Annotated in this window: 14 protein-coding genes; 7 read left to right on the top strand and 7 right to left on the bottom strand. The window is 31.2% G+C overall.

Annotated elements, in window-relative coordinates; genetic code table 11:
- The 4 genes from ACKVOD_RS08010 to ACKVOD_RS07995 form a co-directional block, all read left to right on the top strand.
- On the top strand, positions 1-821 hold an 821-nt coding region (locus ACKVOD_RS08010; protein WP_409208946.1), incomplete at its 5' end, for a glycosyltransferase.
- A gap of 22 nt (positions 822-843) precedes the next feature.
- Positions 844-1923 (top strand): glycosyltransferase family 4 protein, encoded by a 1080-nt coding sequence (locus tag ACKVOD_RS08005; protein WP_409208945.1) that lies wholly within the window; start codon positions 844-846, stop codon positions 1921-1923.
- Complete coding sequence (locus ACKVOD_RS08000) at positions 1920-3284, top strand: O-antigen ligase family protein (protein WP_409208944.1); 1365 nt, start codon at positions 1920-1922, stop codon at positions 3282-3284. The genes ACKVOD_RS08005 and ACKVOD_RS08000 overlap by 4 nt, the downstream gene beginning before the upstream one ends.
- Before the next feature lie 107 nt (positions 3285-3391).
- Positions 3392-4783: an exopolysaccharide biosynthesis polyprenyl glycosylphosphotransferase gene (locus tag ACKVOD_RS07995; RefSeq protein ID WP_409208943.1), complete on the top strand. Its 1392-nt coding sequence runs from the start codon at positions 3392-3394 to the stop codon at positions 4781-4783.
- A 2-nt stretch (positions 4784-4785) separates the two neighbouring features.
- Here the strand turns inward: ACKVOD_RS07995 and ACKVOD_RS07990 are convergent, their stop codons facing one another.
- Entirely contained in the window at positions 4786-5925 is a 1140-nt protein-coding gene (locus tag ACKVOD_RS07990; protein WP_409208942.1) for a DUF4105 domain-containing protein, read from the bottom strand.
- Positions 5926-5935: 10 nt separating this feature from the next.
- The gene (locus ACKVOD_RS07985) at positions 5936-6922 is read right to left on the bottom strand and encodes a PorV/PorQ family protein (protein ID WP_409208948.1); all 987 of its coding nucleotides are present in this window, start codon (positions 6920-6922) and stop codon (positions 5936-5938) included.
- Positions 6923-7193: 271 nt separating this feature from the next.
- On the opposite strand from ACKVOD_RS07985, the gene ACKVOD_RS07980 reads away from it, so the two are divergent.
- Positions 7194-7901, top strand: a complete 708-nt coding sequence (locus tag ACKVOD_RS07980) for a CDP-alcohol phosphatidyltransferase family protein (protein WP_409208941.1) — start codon at positions 7194-7196, stop codon at positions 7899-7901.
- A gap of 157 nt (positions 7902-8058) precedes the next feature.
- Here the strand turns inward: ACKVOD_RS07980 and lptB are convergent, their stop codons facing one another.
- From lptB to ACKVOD_RS07965, 3 genes are all read right to left on the bottom strand, one after another.
- Positions 8059-8799, bottom strand: a complete 741-nt coding sequence (gene lptB / locus ACKVOD_RS07975) for an LPS export ABC transporter ATP-binding protein (protein ID WP_409208940.1) — start codon at positions 8797-8799, stop codon at positions 8059-8061.
- A 71-nt stretch (positions 8800-8870) separates the two neighbouring features.
- Positions 8871-9698: a twin-arginine translocase subunit TatC gene (gene tatC / locus ACKVOD_RS07970; protein ID WP_409208939.1), complete on the bottom strand. Its 828-nt coding sequence runs from the start codon at positions 9696-9698 to the stop codon at positions 8871-8873.
- The gene (locus tag ACKVOD_RS07965; protein WP_409208938.1) at positions 9698-10663 is read right to left on the bottom strand and encodes an SIS domain-containing protein; all 966 of its coding nucleotides are present in this window, start codon (positions 10661-10663) and stop codon (positions 9698-9700) included. The genes tatC and ACKVOD_RS07965 overlap by 1 nt, the downstream gene beginning before the upstream one ends.
- Before the next feature lie 86 nt (positions 10664-10749).
- Here ACKVOD_RS07965 and ACKVOD_RS07960 point away from each other — a divergent pair, with 86 nt between their 5' ends.
- A complete protein-coding gene (locus ACKVOD_RS07960; protein ID WP_409208937.1) occupies positions 10750-12945 on the top strand; it encodes a RecQ family ATP-dependent DNA helicase in 2196 nt (731 codons plus the stop codon).
- A 222-nt stretch (positions 12946-13167) separates the two neighbouring features.
- Here ACKVOD_RS07960 and ACKVOD_RS07955 read toward each other — a convergent pair whose 3' ends face one another.
- Positions 13168-13407: a hypothetical protein gene (locus ACKVOD_RS07955; RefSeq protein ID WP_409208936.1), complete on the bottom strand. Its 240-nt coding sequence runs from the start codon at positions 13405-13407 to the stop codon at positions 13168-13170.
- Between the two features lie 158 nt (positions 13408-13565).
- Here ACKVOD_RS07955 and ACKVOD_RS07950 point away from each other — a divergent pair, with 158 nt between their 5' ends.
- Positions 13566-15125, top strand: coding sequence for an NAD(P)/FAD-dependent oxidoreductase (locus ACKVOD_RS07950; RefSeq protein ID WP_409208935.1), 1560 nt, complete (start codon positions 13566-13568; stop codon positions 15123-15125).
- 133 nt (positions 15126-15258) lie between these two features.
- Here ACKVOD_RS07950 and ACKVOD_RS07945 read toward each other — a convergent pair whose 3' ends face one another.
- A complete protein-coding gene (locus tag ACKVOD_RS07945) occupies positions 15259-15750 on the bottom strand; it encodes a thermonuclease family protein (RefSeq protein WP_409208947.1) in 492 nt (163 codons plus the stop codon).
- Positions 15751-15999: the final 249 nt, after the last annotated feature.

Raw genomic sequence — 15999 nt, 5'->3', positions numbered from 1 at the left:
TGAGATGCCCAGGTAATATTGGGTTGTTGGGTTGTTTCGTTCAGATTTTATTTCCCAATAAAGTAAAAACTGCCAAATACGCCAGCAATTGGGATTCTAAATCCGTGCAACCTTGGAGTTATCGATTGCAAAGATGGTTACTTAACAATACTTTTTTAACTCGAAACATTCAAGTTTTGGTATACGGAGATTGGAATAACAGTACAAAAAACATAAAATCTTTTTATACCGCGACCTATTATGAAAATGAAAAACAACAAATCGAAATTCGGAATACAAATCAAAAACCGATACAATTTATTTTTGTAGGGACATTAACAAAGGGTAAAAATCCATATTATGGAATCGAAATTGTAAAGGCTTTAAACCGTTCAGGAATTGTTGCAACAATCAATTTATATGGAGATGGAGTGCTTTTTGAAGAAATTAAAGCATCGATAATTGAAAATAATTTACAAGAATTTGTATTTCTCAATGGAAATTTGAACAAAGAATCTTTAATTGAGGTTTATAAAAGAAGTCATTTTTTGGTATTACAATCGGGTAGTTTTGAAGGTTGGCCAAAAGTAGTAGCAGAATCTATGTTTTGGGGGTGTTTACCGCTAGCAATACCAACATCTGTTGTTCCTCAAATGCTAGATAATGGTAACCGAGGGTTGTTACTAACAGCAGATCTAGAAGTTGATATAAAAAACATTACAGAGATTATTAATAATAGTTTTTTGTATGAACAAAAGGCTAATGCCGCTCAAATTTGGTCAAGAAAATTCACTTTAGATGTTTTTGAAGAGGATATAAAAAGGTTAATTAGAAATAAATAAATATACTTTTAATCAATCCAATATGCGTATACTTCAAATTATTGATTCTCTTGAAGCTGGTGGTGCTGAACGTATGGCGGTGACTTATGCCAATGCACTTGTTGAAAAAATTGATTTTTCAGGAATTGTAGTAACAAGAAAAGAAGGAGTTTTAAGGGATTTATTAGTTGAAAATGTTTCCTATTTTTTTATTTTTAAAAAACACAAGATTGATCTCAAAGCCCTTTTTAAATTAAAAAGAATTGTTTTTGAAAATCAAATTACACACATTCATGCCCACAGTAGTTCTTTTTTTACTGCTTTTTTATTAAAAATTATTTATCCTAATGTTTCTTTAATTTGGCATGACCATTACGGAAATAGTGAGTTTCTTGAAAAAAGATCCAAAATAGGTTTAAGGATAATGATTCCTTTTTTTTATGGTGTTATTTCAGTGAATACTAAATTAAAAACTTGGGCAGAGAAAAATAAACTTTCAAATAATATTATTTACTTGCCTAATTTTCCGTCAAAGGGCAAAGAAGTGACAGAACATACTTTTTTAAAAGGCTCTAATAGGAAAAGAATTGTTTGTTTGGCTAATTTGAGGTTTCAAAAGAACCATTTTTTATTACTAGAGGTAGCTAGTAAAATTAAAAAATCAAAACCCGATTGGACTTTTCATTTGGTTGGTAAGGATTTTCATGACGATTATTCAAAACAAATTAAGAAAAAAATAGTGCAATTAAAACTTGAAAATCATGTTTTTATTTATGGTTCAAAACAAGATGTTGGTGCTATTTTAGAACAATCAGATATTGCAATTTTAACATCGCTTTCAGAAGGTTTACCCGTATCATTATTAGAATACGGATGGTTTAAAAAACCTGTAATTGTTACTAGTGTTGGTGAAATACCATCATTAATAAAGAGTGGAATTAATGGTTTTATAGTACCTTCACAGGATGAAACGTCCTTTTATGACGCTTTAATTTTATATATTGAGAATGATGCTCTACAAAAAGAGATGGGGAATAATCTCTATCAAGATGTGGTTAAGCAGTATTCAGAAAGTAACATAGTTGAAAAATACTTGTTTTGGCTACAAAATAAATTGAAATGAAAAAAGATGAAATTTTATATCTTTATTTAATTGCATTCCATGCAGCTATTGGGATGATTGTTTTTATTGCTCCATTTTTGTCTTTGCTCTATGGTTTTTCCATAGTAATTTTCGGAGCTGTATTTATTATTAAAAAAGAAAATAAAAATAACGAAGCTCTAATTGCAGCTGCTTATGTAGTGGGTAGTGAAGTGTTTTTGAGGATGACAGGAGGAAATCCATTGTACGAAATATCTAAATATTCGGTAATTATTTTTCTTTTTATTGGAATGATTTATACTGGGTTTTCTAAGAATGCAACGCCATATTGGTTATTTATTTTGTTATTAATACCAGGTGTAATTCTTTCGACTTTTGTTTTAAATTATGATGCTCAAATGCGTAAAACTATAGCTTTTAATATTTCAGGTCCAGTTTGTTTAGGAATCGCTTCTATCTATACTTATAGGCGCAAAATTTCATTAGAATCAATGAATTCTATTCTTTTAAGTATGGGGTTACCAATTATTTCAATGATGGTGTATTTGATATTTTATGCGCCTAATGTTCGAGATATTGTAACAGGTACATCCTCTAATCTTCAGACTTCTGGTGGGTTTGGTCCAAATCAAGTTTCAACTATAATGGGTTTGGGTGTTTTTATATTTTTTTCAAGGATTATATTAGAATCTAAAACAAGAAATATGGTCATCATAAATATAAGTATTGCTTTTATTATGAGTTATAGAGGTATAGTTACTTTTTCTCGTGGGGGTATGTTTACGGGTTTCTTTATGATAGTGTTATTATTGTTTTTTTTATATTTTAAATCTAGCAAACGAGGAAGATTAAAATTAAACATATTATCAATATTACTAGTGGTAGGTTTAATTAGTGTTTGGACGTATTCTTCTTATCAAACATCAGGTTTAATTGAAAAGAGATATGCTAATAAAGATGCTTTAGGAAGATCTAAAAAAAGTAATTTTTCTGGACGAGAAGAAATCGCCAAAGGAGAATGGAATACTTTTTTAAAGAATCCTTTTTTTGGAGTTGGAGTAGGTAAAGGAGTAGAGGCAAGAGCAGAAGCATCAGGAAAAACAAGGGAGCAGACACATATTTCTCATGACGAAATAACTAGAATGCTTTCTGAACATGGTACTCTTGGAATTATTGGGTTATTGATTTTATTTTTCACTCCCTTGGTTTTATACTTGGAGAACAAGTTTAATATGTATTTACTTTGTTTTGTTTTGTTTTGGATTATGACCATCAATCATGCGGCTATGCGAATTGCGGCTCCTGCATTTGTATACTCTTTATCTTTACTAAATATTAATTTATTTGAACCGTCAAAGAAAAAAGAAACCGAATTCGAATAATTATTAAAATAATATTTTATATTTTATTATTTATTGCATTTTTTTTTATTTTTTTCAATACATATTTATGTAGATTTGTTGCCAAATGAAAATTTTAAAAATAAGTAATGAACAAAAGTAATAAAATTCATTTTGAAGTCTCAGAACGAAAGGTACTACTTCGAGTTTTTGATCTTGTTTTTGTTTGGTTAGCACTTCAATTTGTTGGTAATCTATTTGATTTAGAGTATCTTAAGCTAACATCAAACAGTATTTTTTATTTTTTTTCTATTGGAATTTATTTCAATTGTTTAGGAACTGTATTTGAAATGTATAACTTACAAGTTGCCAGCAACGAGTATCAAGTTATAAAAAGTATTATGCTTACAGTCTCGACTACTGTTTTATTGTATTTATTAACTCCATTTTATTCAGCAGAATTACCACAACAAAGGCTTCAAATAGCGGTTTTTTTTATAACAATACTTATTTCTCTTTTGTTTTGGAGAATAATATACGTTAAGTATTTAGCCTCGAATCGTTTTGTGCAAAATGTTGTACTTGTTTGTGAATATGAGCATCTGGAAGAATTGGTTTTAGGACTTGAAAATGCAGATCCTCATTATAGAATTGTAGGATATGTCAATTCCGATAATTATATTAAATCAGCTGTTTTTCATTATGTCCAGCCCATTAAAATTTATGATTTAGTACCTTTTGTAAACGAAAATTCTATTTTTGAAATAGTTGTTGCCTCTCAGAATAAAGAAGAAATCACATTAGAATTATACCAACAATTACTTCATTTATTAGAATCTGGAAACACCATTAGAGAGTATGCTCATGTTTATGAAAGTAAAACCCAAAGAATTCCAGTACAATATGTCACTAGGGATTTTTATAAGTTTTTCCCATTTAGTAGAAGTAATACTAATCAATTGTATTTATTGACTACGAAAACTATGGAAATTCTAATTTCTATTATAGGACTGATATTTGGATTATCAATATTACCATTTATAATTTTGGGTAATGCGATTGGAAATAGAGGAAAATTATTATACACTCAAAAACGAGTTGGTTTAAATGGAGCAAAGTTCAAAATTTATAAATTTAGGACCATGATTAAAAATGCAGAGTCTAATGGAGCTGAATTTTCAAAAATAAACGATAGTAGAGTTACGCCATTTGGTAAATTTTTGCGTAAGTCACGAATTGATGAAATCCCTCAATTTATTAACATTCTAAAAGGAGATATGGCAGTTATTGGTCCGCGTCCTGAAAGACCAATTTTTGTAAAAGAAATTGCCGAAATGATGCCTTTTTATGAAACTCGTCATGTAATTAAACCTGGTCTAACAGGTTGGGCACAAGTTAATTATTCTTATGGTGAATCCCTTGAGGACAGCTTAATAAAACTACAATATGATTTGTATTATATAAAACATAGAAGTGTATTCTTAGATTTGAACATTACCATTAAAACTATAAGTACAATTTTGTTTTATAGAGGGCAATAATTTTATATAACTACAGGGATTTTTTGTATATTTTTTAATATCAGTTTCACTAAAACTACACAACTTGTAATAACAAGAGGCAAAACAATAATTAGATGTGCTTTGCTCAATAGTATTATTGTATAGATAATCAACAATACTAGGTTCATAAAGCATAAGTTTAAAATCCATTTTTTATTTTTTTTGATATTGAAATAGACCAAAAACAATAGTAAAGGATTAAACAATAGTATGTTGTAATTATTTGTAAGCTCTTGATGAAGGGAGTAAAATCCCATATAAGCAAAAAACAATCCTAAAACCCCCATTATTGAAAGATAAATTAAATCAATTTTCATATTGTTTATTATAACAATCAAAATCAAAAATAATAAATAGGTGTATATATTATTCCACCTAGAAGAAGTTGGAATTTTATTAAAATCCAATAAGGGTTTGCTATCACTACAAAGAGCATGATTATTAAATTGTATTACTTTTAAATTTTTTTGAAGTTCTAAAGGAAGAAATATTTTTGTTGCAATTTGATCTACTTTACTACCGAAAATTATACTAGTTCCTAATTGTTCATAGAAAAAATTATCAAAATAGGGATATAATACACTCCTATATGTTTTTTTATCATCAATTTTTTTTACAATCACACTGTATCCTAATGTTTTATTAACAATGTCAATAACCATAGTAGTACAATTTTTATCAATAAATTTATAAGTATAGAAGCGTTCGTCAGTACTAATAATCGTATTTAAGTTATCGAATAGTTTTTGTTTGTAGACTGATGGAATATTCAGTTCTTGTTCATAAACACTCCTTTGTTCATAGGAATATTGATTCATAAAATCAGAAAAAGAGTTGGCGACAACAAAATATTGAAGATTTCCTTTTGAGAATTTTGCAACAAAATTAGGAGTAGCAAAATCAAAAGCACCATAATTATAGACTATGTCTAAATTATTTTCTAAGTCATTTATTCTAAAGGCAGTATGCCCAAAAAGCGAATAGGATTCGTTACCTGTCTCACAAGTAATAATGCTCACTTTGGCATTTTTTGATAATGAAATAGACTGTGCTAAGTTGTAATTTGGAAATCCAATGAGAAAAGAAATTAAGATTAAGATTTTATAAAAAGAAAGTTTCATTTGAATGTAATTAATTTCTAAACTGCCCCAAATCTACTTTAACCGAAAAGATATTTGAATACAAGGAAGAGTTTTGATTAGCAAGATTAGTTAATGCATAGTCAACTTGAATTCCTCTATATTTAAAACCCAATCCTATGTTTGGTTGAAAATTCACTTTTTCTGAACCGTCAATTTGTTGTATATTTTGAAAATTACCTACTCCGGCCCTAACAAAAACTAAATCAGTGTAGCCAAATTCAAATCCCAATGCTGGGTCAATACTTACAAAATTATTTGATATTAAATCATTTGTTTTTGAAAATCGCATATTTAAATTAGCAGCTGCTAATATGGAATAATCATAGCGAATAATAAATTTTTTAGACAAACCTAATTGTGCTTTTGGAGCAGTAATTTCAGTGTCTTCTGGCAGTTCTTGATTTTGTTCATCAATAGCGTCAGCAATTTTTTTATAGGCTGCTTCATCAATATTCCATACGTTATACGTTGTTGTAATGTCACGAAGCATTAATCCAAACTGCCAATCATTTCTTTCAAATTGAAATCCAGCATCAAAACCAAATCCCCATGCATTTGCAAATTTTCCGATTATTCTACGAATTACTTTTGCATTGATCCCATATTGAAATCCTTGTAGTTTTAGTTTTCTAGCATACGAAAATGTAAAACCATAATCAGCAGTAGAAAATAAATTGATGCGATTGTAATCAATATTTCCTTGGCTATCAATCAATTCAGTGGTGTCTAATATATCATCTACACCAAAACGAATTAAAGATACACCCCAAGCACTCTCATCATCGATAGGTTTTGCATAAGCTATATAATCATATTGAGCGATATTGGCAAAATAATTAGCATGCATAAAGGATACTTGATGATCTTCAAGATGAACCAATCCTGCAGGATTCCAATATACGGAGTTGACATCGTTAGTGCTTGATGTTATTGAGTTTGCCATTGCCATCGCGGCAGCATCAACACCAATATTCATGAATTCATTTGAATATTTATTTACAGATTGCCCATAAGTAAAAATATTAATGAAGAACAAGATTAATATTAGATTTTTATTTGTCATTAATTATTTTTTAGACTTAGTTGTCTTTTTAATTTTTATCAAAAATATAGTTTTTAAATGATTTTAATTCTTTCTAAAAAAAATAAAAATGAAAATATATCTGTTGAAAACTCTATTAAAAAACGCACTTCTTCCTCAGATATTATATTAAATTTGTAATCTTTGACTATCCAATTAAATAATCATGAATTTTAAAAAGCACATCCCTAACATTATCACGCTACTAAATTTATTTTGTGGATGTATTGCAATTGTTTTTGCTTCACAATTAAATTTTGAATTGGCTTTCTATTTTGTTTGCCTTGGGATTTTTTTTGATTTTTTTGACGGTTTTTTTGCTAGATTACTTAAGGTTTCTGGTCCTTTGGGCTTGCAATTAGACTCTCTAGCTGATATGGTTACTAGCGGAGTAGTGCCTGGATTGGTGATGTATCAATTGTTATATCAAAGCCAAGGGGCTACTGAAGTGTTAATAATTCCTTTTTTGGGATTCATAATCACTTTGGGAGCTTGTTATCGATTGGCAAATTTTAATATTGACACCCGTCAAACCGATTCTTTTATTGGATTACCAACGCCTGCTAATACTTTGTTTATAATCAGTTTGCCTTTAGTAATAAAATATTCAGATTCTTTATTGTCATTAGAAATATTAACTAATCAATCGATTTTGATAGTAATAACGTTTTTTAGTGCTTATATTATGAATACTGAAATTCCCTTGTTTTCTTTAAAAATAAAAGATTTTACGTTTAAGAAAAATGCATTGCAAATACTATTTTTAAGTTTATCGATTTTGCTATTGGTTTTGTTTCAGTTTTTGGGAATATCGTTATTGATTATAAGCTATGTTTTGCTATCAGTTATCAATAATAAATGGTTGAAAATGTAGTTATTAGAATCATTTTTCATTTTTAGGCGGTTTCTTCGGCAGGATCATTATCCCGTATGTCTTCTTTTGGTTTTTGATTTAAATTCATTAATTTTTTGTGTTTGATCTAATTTTAAAAAAAATGAACACTATGACTCCCAACTTCCCACTTTAAAAACTAAAACTCCAACTTCTTTTTTCTCAACTCAAAATTTTGACCTAGATACACCCGTCGAACCATTTCATCTTCAACTAATTCTTCAGGTTTACCTTCTTTAAGAATTCCACCTTCAAACATTAAATAAGTTTTGTCAGTTATGGCAAGCGTTTCTTGAACATTGTGATCGGTAATAAGAATCCCGATATTTTTGTTTTTCAGTTGGGCTACAATGCGCTGAATATCCTCAACGGCTACAGGATCGACACCTGCAAAGGGTTCGTCAAGTAAAATAAATTTTGGATCAGTAGCTAAACAACGTGCAATTTCTGTACGTCGTCTTTCTCCTCCAGAAAGTAAATCCCCGCGATTAGTGCGAATGTGGTTCAATCCAAACTCGTCAATTAAGCTTTCTAATTTGGCTTCTTGTTCGGTTTTAGATAATTTGGTCAATTGCAATACACTTAATATGTTGTCTTCAACACTTAATTTTCTAAAAATAGAAGCTTCTTGTGCAAGATACCCAATTCCTTGCTGGGCTCTTTTGTACATTGGGTAATTGGTTATCTCTAGATTGTCTAGAAATATGGTTCCTGAATTGGGTTTTACCAATCCTACAATCATATAAAAAGAAGTTGTTTTTCCCGCTCCATTTGGACCTAAAAGGCCAACGATTTCTCCTTGGTTTACTTCTACCGAAACACCTTTAACAACACTTCGACCTTTATAGGTTTTAACTAAATTTTCAGCTCTTAATTTCATTTTCGTAATCGTTATTTAAAAATTTTAAACCTAAAATAATTAAATTTAAATCCTTTTATATTTTTATCTAATTAGGAACCGATTTGCCCCTCTTTTTTCAATTGTTTTTTATAAACTATATTTGAAATTAATATACTTAACTCATATATCAATAACATTGGAATAGCAACAATAAGTTGGCTCACTACATCTGGAGGAGTAACTATCGCAGCTACAATTAAAATGATAACTACAGAATAGCGCCATGATGTTCTTAAAAATTGAGGAGTTACAAGTCCTAATTTGGTTAAAAAGTATATTATTACAGGCAATTCAAAAAACAACCCACTCGCAATTACAGATGTTTTGATCATCCCAATATACGAATCAAAACTAAATTGATTTTGCACCACATTGCTAACCCTAAAAGTAGCAAAAAAATTGACAGACATAGGCACCACAACAAAATAGCCAAATAAAACGCCTAGAAAAAACAAAATTGAAGCAATAAAAATAAATAATTTGGCGTGTTTTCGCTCATTTTTATACAATGCTGGACTAATAAAGTTCCATAATTGTAATAATATATAAGGAAAAGCCAAAATAAAACCAGCGGTAATACAAGTCCAAACAAGAATATTTACCTGACCTTCGACATCTATGTTTTGAATAATAAAGGGCAAATCGGTAACACAAATACTATCAGCAAATCCTAATTGATGAGATAAATCACAAAAAAAACGATATGTAATAAAATCAGGGCTTTTTGGACCGAAAATAATAACATCAAAAATGTAATCGCTAATAAAAAAAGTAACCGTTGCAAAAATTAAAATCGCTACGGTGCTTCTAACTAATAGCCATCTTAATTCCTCAAGATGATCTAAAAAAGACATTTCTTTAAGCTGCTTCTTTATCATTATATAATGCCTTCTTTTAGTATATCATGTAAGTGGAGAACTCCTAAATAATTTCCATCGTCAACAACAATCAATTGTGTGATTGCGAAATCTTCTAGAATATTCAGAGCATCAGTCACCATAGTTGAAGATTGTATTGTTTTAGGATTTTTAGACATAATATCTATTGCAGTCAAATCAGAAAATGTATCTCTTTCATTGAGCATTCTTCGAATATCACCATCGGTAATAATCCCGATTACTTTGTTGTTTTCTACCACGGCAGTAACTCCTAAGCGTTTTTCTGAAATTTCGAAAATAACTTTTTTTATGGATGAATCTGGCGAAACCATAGGTTTCATAGAGTTTTCAAGCATGTCTTTCACACTAAGTAATAATTTTTTGCCTAATGCACCACCAGGATGGTATTTTGCGAAATCTTCACTAGTAAACCCTCGAAGTTCCATTAAACATACTGCTAGCGTATCTCCCATTACCAATTGAGCAGTGGTGCTATTTGTAGGAGCTAGATTATTTGGGCAAGATTCAGCATCAACAGTAGTATTTAAAATATAATTAGATTCTTTTGCTAAAAAAGAAGTCATATTTCCGGTAACGGCAATTAATTTATTCCCAAATCTTTTTAATAGAGGAACTAAAACTTTTATTTCGGGACTATTTCCACTTTTAGAAATGCAAATAGTCACATCGTCTTTTTGCAACATACCTAAATCGCCATGAATCGCCTCCGAAGCATGTAGAAAAAGTGATGGAGTGCCAGTAGAATTGAAAGTGGCTACTAATTTTTGAGCAATAATCGCACTTTTGCCAATCCCTGTAACAATTAATCTTCCTTTTGAATTAAATAAGACTTGAATAGCTTCTGCAAAGTTAATATCTATATAATCAGCTAGTTTTGCTATAGACTGACTTTCAGATAGAATAGTCTTTTTTGCCAAAATCAAAATATTTTCCTTATTTTCCAAAATAGAATTTTTATAAAATTTGTAATTCAAAAAGAAATATGTATCTTTATGAAGCGCAAATTTAGATAAAATACCCTTAATAAATAATGAATTCAAACGAAATTGATATACACAAAGAATTAAAGAAGTATTTCGGCTTCAGCCAATTCAAAGGACTACAAGAAAAAGTAATTAAAAGTATTCTTAATCATGAAAACACATTTGTTATCATGCCTACTGGTGGTGGTAAATCTTTGTGTTACCAATTACCGGCTTTAGTTCAAGGAGGGACAGCTATTGTAGTTTCTCCTTTGATTGCCTTAATGAAAAATCAGGTCGATGCTATTAGGAGTTTGTCATCTGAAAACGGCATTGCCCATGTATTAAATTCATCATTAACCAAAACTGAAATTACCCAAGTTAAAAAGGATATAACTTCTGGCTTAACAAAACTTTTATATGTTGCTCCAGAGTCTTTAACAAAAGAAGAATATGTACAATTTCTTCAAAAAGTGCCCATTTCATTTGTTGCCATCGATGAAGCACATTGTATTTCAGAATGGGGGCATGATTTTAGACCAGAATATAGAAATTTAAAGCATATTATTAAACAATTAGGCGATGTGCCTATTATTGGTTTAACAGCTACTGCTACTCCAAAAGTGCAAGAGGATATTCTCAAAAATCTTGATATGTCAGATGCTACAACTTATAAAGCATCATTCAATAGAGCTAATTTATACTACGAAGTTCGAACCAAAACCAAAAATATCGAATCCGATATTATACGTTTTATCAAACAACATAAGGGTAAATCTGGTATTATTTATTGTTTGAGCCGTAAAAAAGTAGAAGCTATTGCCGAGGTTTTACAAGTAAACGGAATTAGTGCCGTGCCTTACCATGCGGGTTTAGATGCAAAAACTCGTGCTAAACATCAGGATATGTTCTTGATGGAAGATGTAGAAGTGGTGGTAGCAACAATAGCTTTTGGAATGGGAATTGACAAGCCTGATGTTCGTTTTGTGATTCACCACGATATTCCTAAATCCTTAGAAAGTTATTATCAAGAAACAGGTCGTGCAGGTCGTGATGGAGGAGAGGGCCACTGTTTAGCATACTATTCATATAAAGATGTTGAGAAATTAGAAAAATTCTTGTCAGGAAAACCCGTTGCTGAACAAGAAATAGGTTTTGCCTTATTGCAAGAAATAGTGGCTTATGCTGAAACATCAATTTCAAGACGAAAATTTTTATTACATTATTTTGGAGAAGAATTTGACAGCGAAACGGGTGATGGCGCTGATATGGATGATAATGTTCGAAATCCAAAAGTTAAAAAGGAAGCAAGTAGTCAAGCAGTTAAATTACTAAAAGTAGTACGAGATACAAATCAATTGTATAAATCAAAGGAAGTGGTGTTTACCATGATTGGACGTGTAAACGCTATTATAAAAGCGCATCGAACCGACAGTCAATCTTTTTTTGCTTGTGGTTCAGATCAGGACGAAAAATACTGGATGGCATTATTAAGACAAGTGTTAGTTGACGGAATGTTATCTAAAGATATTGAAACCTACGGCATTGTAAAAATCACTCCTAAAGGATTGGATTATATCAAAAGTCCAGTATCTTTTATGATGTCTGAAGATCATGAATACAACGAAACCGAAGACGAAGCTATAGTTACCGCTGCCAAAGCAACTGGAGTTGCCGATGAGGTATTGATGCTTATATTACGTGATTTGCGTAAAAAAGTAGCCAAAAAATTAGGAGTTCCTCCTTTTGTTGTTTTTCAAGATCCTTCACTTGAAGATATGGCTTTGAAGTATCCAATGAATATGGATGAATTAATTAATTCTCATGGAGTTGGTGAAGGGAAAGCTAAAAAATATGGTAAAGAATTTATTGATGTAATCAAAAGCTATGTTGAAGAAAATGATATTATCAGACCTGATGATTTAGTTGTAAAATCTACAGGAGCTAATTCAGTTAATAAATTATATATTATTCAAAATGTTGATAGGAAATTACCTTTGGATGATATTGCCTCTTCTAAAGGACTATCTATGAATACTTTGATTAAAGAAATGGAGCAAATCGTAAATTCAGGCACAAAATTAAATATAAAGTATTGGATTGACGAAATCCTAGACGATGAGCAACAAGAAGAAATTCATGATTATTTTATGGAATCCCATTCGGATAGTATAGAAGAAGCGCTCAAAGAATTTGATGGTGATTATGATATTGATGAACTCCGTTTAATGCGAATCAAGTTTATCAGCGAAGTGGCTAATTAAATTCAAATTCCAGATTTGCTTCGCATGTTCGACCGCGGCGTCGGGCTCGTGTCAGATTTTAGATTAAGAATATTAAACATACCTCCTCATAAAAAAAACGAAAATGCTATGATTTTTCCGAGCGTTTTCGTTTTTTTGCTACCTGCTACCTGCTACCTGCTACCTGCTACCTGCTACCTGCTACCTGCTACCTGCTACCTGCTACCTGCTACCTGCTACCTGCTACCTCTCAAAAACCTCCCCTCGATGTGGCTTCAAAGCGTCTCGAACTTCTATCATATTTTCATTGGTTACTACCATAAAAGCAATAGCGTGCATTTCGCCAAAAGTTTCAAAACCAGTGGTGTTGGGTGATAATTTTTCAAAAGAAATATATTGTTTTAAATGAATTTCGTGATGCTCTGCTGTCTTTGCCGAAGCTGGGCCACGAAAATCCCAAATTAGTTTTATTTTTTCAGACATTTTTCTGTTACTAAATTTTTATTCGTCAAATTTACAAAGTCTAGATTGAAAATGGATTTTAAATTCTATAATAATATTGACTTCAATACGCTATTTTTGCATCATGTTTTTGTTTTTCGACTAACCGATTAACCAAATCAACGAATAAAAAATATATAATGCCACAAGAACTTCTCCTTCAAGTATCTCCAGAAATAGCTTCAAATGAAGTCTTGCTCAAAGACTATTTGTCGAAACAAATAAAGGTGTCTAGAAATGAAATTCAGCATATTTCTATTTTAAAACGATCTATTGATGCGCGTCAAAAAGCAGTTAAGATTAATCTAAAAGTTTCCATTTATCTACAAGGAGAAAATTTTGTTGAGCATAAAATTCAACTTCCAGAATACAAAAATGTTTCTAATTCACAAGAAGTAATTATTGTTGGTGCTGGACCTGCTGGATTATTTGCTGCCTTGCAATTAATTGAGTTGGGTTTAAAACCTATAGTCATTGAACGTGGAAAAGACGTTCGAGGTCGCCGTCGTGATTTAAAAGCCATCAATGTTGACCATATCGTAAACGAAGATTCCAATTATTGCTTTGGCGAAGGCGGAGCAGGAACCTATTCGGACGGAAAATTATATACTCGCTCTAAAAAACGTGGCGATGTTACCCGAATCTTAGAATTATTCGTTTCTTTTGGAGCTTCTCCAGATATCTTGATCGAGGCACATCCACATATTGGCACTAATAAATTACCTCAAATAATTCAAGATATACGAGAGAAAATTATCGAAATGGGAGGTCAGGTTCTTTTTGAAACACGATTGACTGATATTATCATAAAAAACAATGAAGTACATGGAATTGTTACTCAAAAAGGAGATACGATTTTGGCCAATAAAATAATTTTAGCCACAGGACATTCGGCACGTGATATTTTTGAATTGTTAGATAGAAAACAAATTTTCATAGAAGCTAAGGCTTTTGCTTTAGGCGTTAGAGCCGAACATCCACAATCCTTAATTGATAGCATTCAGTACAGTTGCGATTATCGAGGAGAACATTTGCCGCCATCGCCTTATTCCATCGTGAAGCAAGTAGGAGGAAGGGGAATGTATTCTTTTTGCATGTGCCCTGGGGGGGTGATTGCTCCTTGTGCGACAAGTCCTGGCGAGGTGGTAACCAACGGTTGGTCGCCATCGAAACGAGATCAGTCTACTGCTAATTCAGGAATTGTAATTGAACTAAAACTAGAAGATTTTAAACCCTTTGAAAAGTTTGGTGCTTTAGCAGGTATGGAATTTCAAAAAAGTATTGAGCAAAAAGCATGGCAACTAGCAGGGAAATCTCAAAAAGTACCTGCTCAAAAAATGGTCGATTTTACACAAAATAAAGTTTCAACAAATATCCCAAAAACCTCTTATGTTCCGGGAACAATATCTGTTGAAATGAGCGAAGTTTTTCCTGGATTTTTAAGTCAAATATTGCGTGAAGGTTTTGTTGAGTTTGGTAAGACTATGCGAGGTTTTTTGACTAACGAAGCCATACTTCACGCTCCTGAATCTCGAACTTCATCGCCTGTTCGAATTCCTAGAGATTCAGAAACCCTAGAACATCTTCAAATCAAAGGGCTTTATCCTTGTGGCGAAGGTTCGGGTTATGCTGGTGGTATTATTTCGGCAGCGATTGATGGCGAAAAATGTGCCCTGAAAATTGGTGAGGTGTTGAGATAAGATGCTTGAAATTACTTTCCGATACAATATTTGAAGGTTTTAGCATTTACAATAGTTGCCGAAGATTGGGCAACAAATAGCCATCAAAATGGGCTGAACATCAATAAATACAAGACAAATATAGACAAAATATTTAAAATTTGTTTACAATCGAATATAATCCTTTTGAACTGTTTTTAGCTTGTAAATTCCATTCTTGATACATTGGAAGCATTTCACAAAATACGTCATTATATGGCTTTGCATAGCCTTCTTTAATCATTATTTCGTTTAAAACTCTACCATCACTTAGAATTAGATAGCCTAAAAGTCTTCCGTATTTATCAACTAAATTATTTTGTTCCTGTACTAATGTGCAAACGTCACCCAAATTAACTTGATCTTTTAAAAAGTTAAATGATAAATAACCAAGTTTGATTAGTAAAGCAGCTGGAACTTGTAATTCAATTTCGTCTTTTTTTATCTTGTTGCAGTAGTTTATTTCTGGTGCATCAATACCATATAAACGAACTTCAAATTCTTTTTTTGATACAATATCTACTAAAATTATTCCATCTCCATCAACAAATTTTACAATTTTGAGAAGACTTTTTGTTATGGTGGTTTCTTTAGCGTTGAATTGCATCACATTACTCTATTTAAGTTATTGTATTTCAGTTAATTACAATGTAAATTTAATAAAAAATATTGTTTAATTGCTAAAACACACAACAAATGGCAAAACAAAAAGGACATATTAAATATGTCGGGACGTTAGGAGAAGTTCGTCACTTCAAAATTAAAGGTAATGAAGGTTACTTTGCAGGTTTAAAAGGTGGTCCAACTGCCGAGCAAGTAAAAACTGCACCAGGCTTTATTCGTACTCGTGAAAATA

The organism is Flavobacterium sp. (genome assembly GCF_046155325.1).
Lineage (GTDB): Bacteria > Bacteroidota > Bacteroidia > Flavobacteriales > Flavobacteriaceae > Flavobacterium.
Note: the sequence above shows the minus strand (reverse complement) of the source record. Positions and strands in the feature narration are given on the sequence as shown.

Coding starts and splice junctions, on each gene's coding strand:
- ACKVOD_RS07990 (WP_409208942.1), bottom strand. CDS start 5,925: ATGAAACTTTCTTTTTATAAAATCTTAATCTTAATTTCTTTTCTCATT.
- ACKVOD_RS08000 (WP_409208944.1), top strand. CDS start 1,920: ATGAAAAAAGATGAAATTTTATATCTTTATTTAATTGCATTCCATGCA.
- lptB (WP_409208940.1), bottom strand. CDS start 8,799: ATGAAATTAAGAGCTGAAAATTTAGTTAAAACCTATAAAGGTCGAAGT.
- ACKVOD_RS07955 (WP_409208936.1), bottom strand. CDS start 13,407: ATGTCTGAAAAAATAAAACTAATTTGGGATTTTCGTGGCCCAGCTTCG.
- ACKVOD_RS07945 (WP_409208947.1), bottom strand. CDS start 15,750: ATGCAATTCAACGCTAAAGAAACCACCATAACAAAAAGTCTTCTCAAA.
- tatC (WP_409208939.1), bottom strand. CDS start 9,698: ATGATAAAGAAGCAGCTTAAAGAAATGTCTTTTTTAGATCATCTTGAG.
- ACKVOD_RS07960 (WP_409208937.1), top strand. CDS start 10,750: ATGAATTCAAACGAAATTGATATACACAAAGAATTAAAGAAGTATTTC.
- ACKVOD_RS07995 (WP_409208943.1), top strand. CDS start 3,392: ATGAACAAAAGTAATAAAATTCATTTTGAAGTCTCAGAACGAAAGGTA.
- ACKVOD_RS07950 (WP_409208935.1), top strand. CDS start 13,566: ATGCCACAAGAACTTCTCCTTCAAGTATCTCCAGAAATAGCTTCAAAT.
- ACKVOD_RS08005 (WP_409208945.1), top strand. CDS start 844: ATGCGTATACTTCAAATTATTGATTCTCTTGAAGCTGGTGGTGCTGAA.
- ACKVOD_RS07985 (WP_409208948.1), bottom strand. CDS start 6,922: ATGAATATTGGTGTTGATGCTGCCGCGATGGCAATGGCAAACTCAATA.
- ACKVOD_RS07980 (WP_409208941.1), top strand. CDS start 7,194: ATGAATTTTAAAAAGCACATCCCTAACATTATCACGCTACTAAATTTA.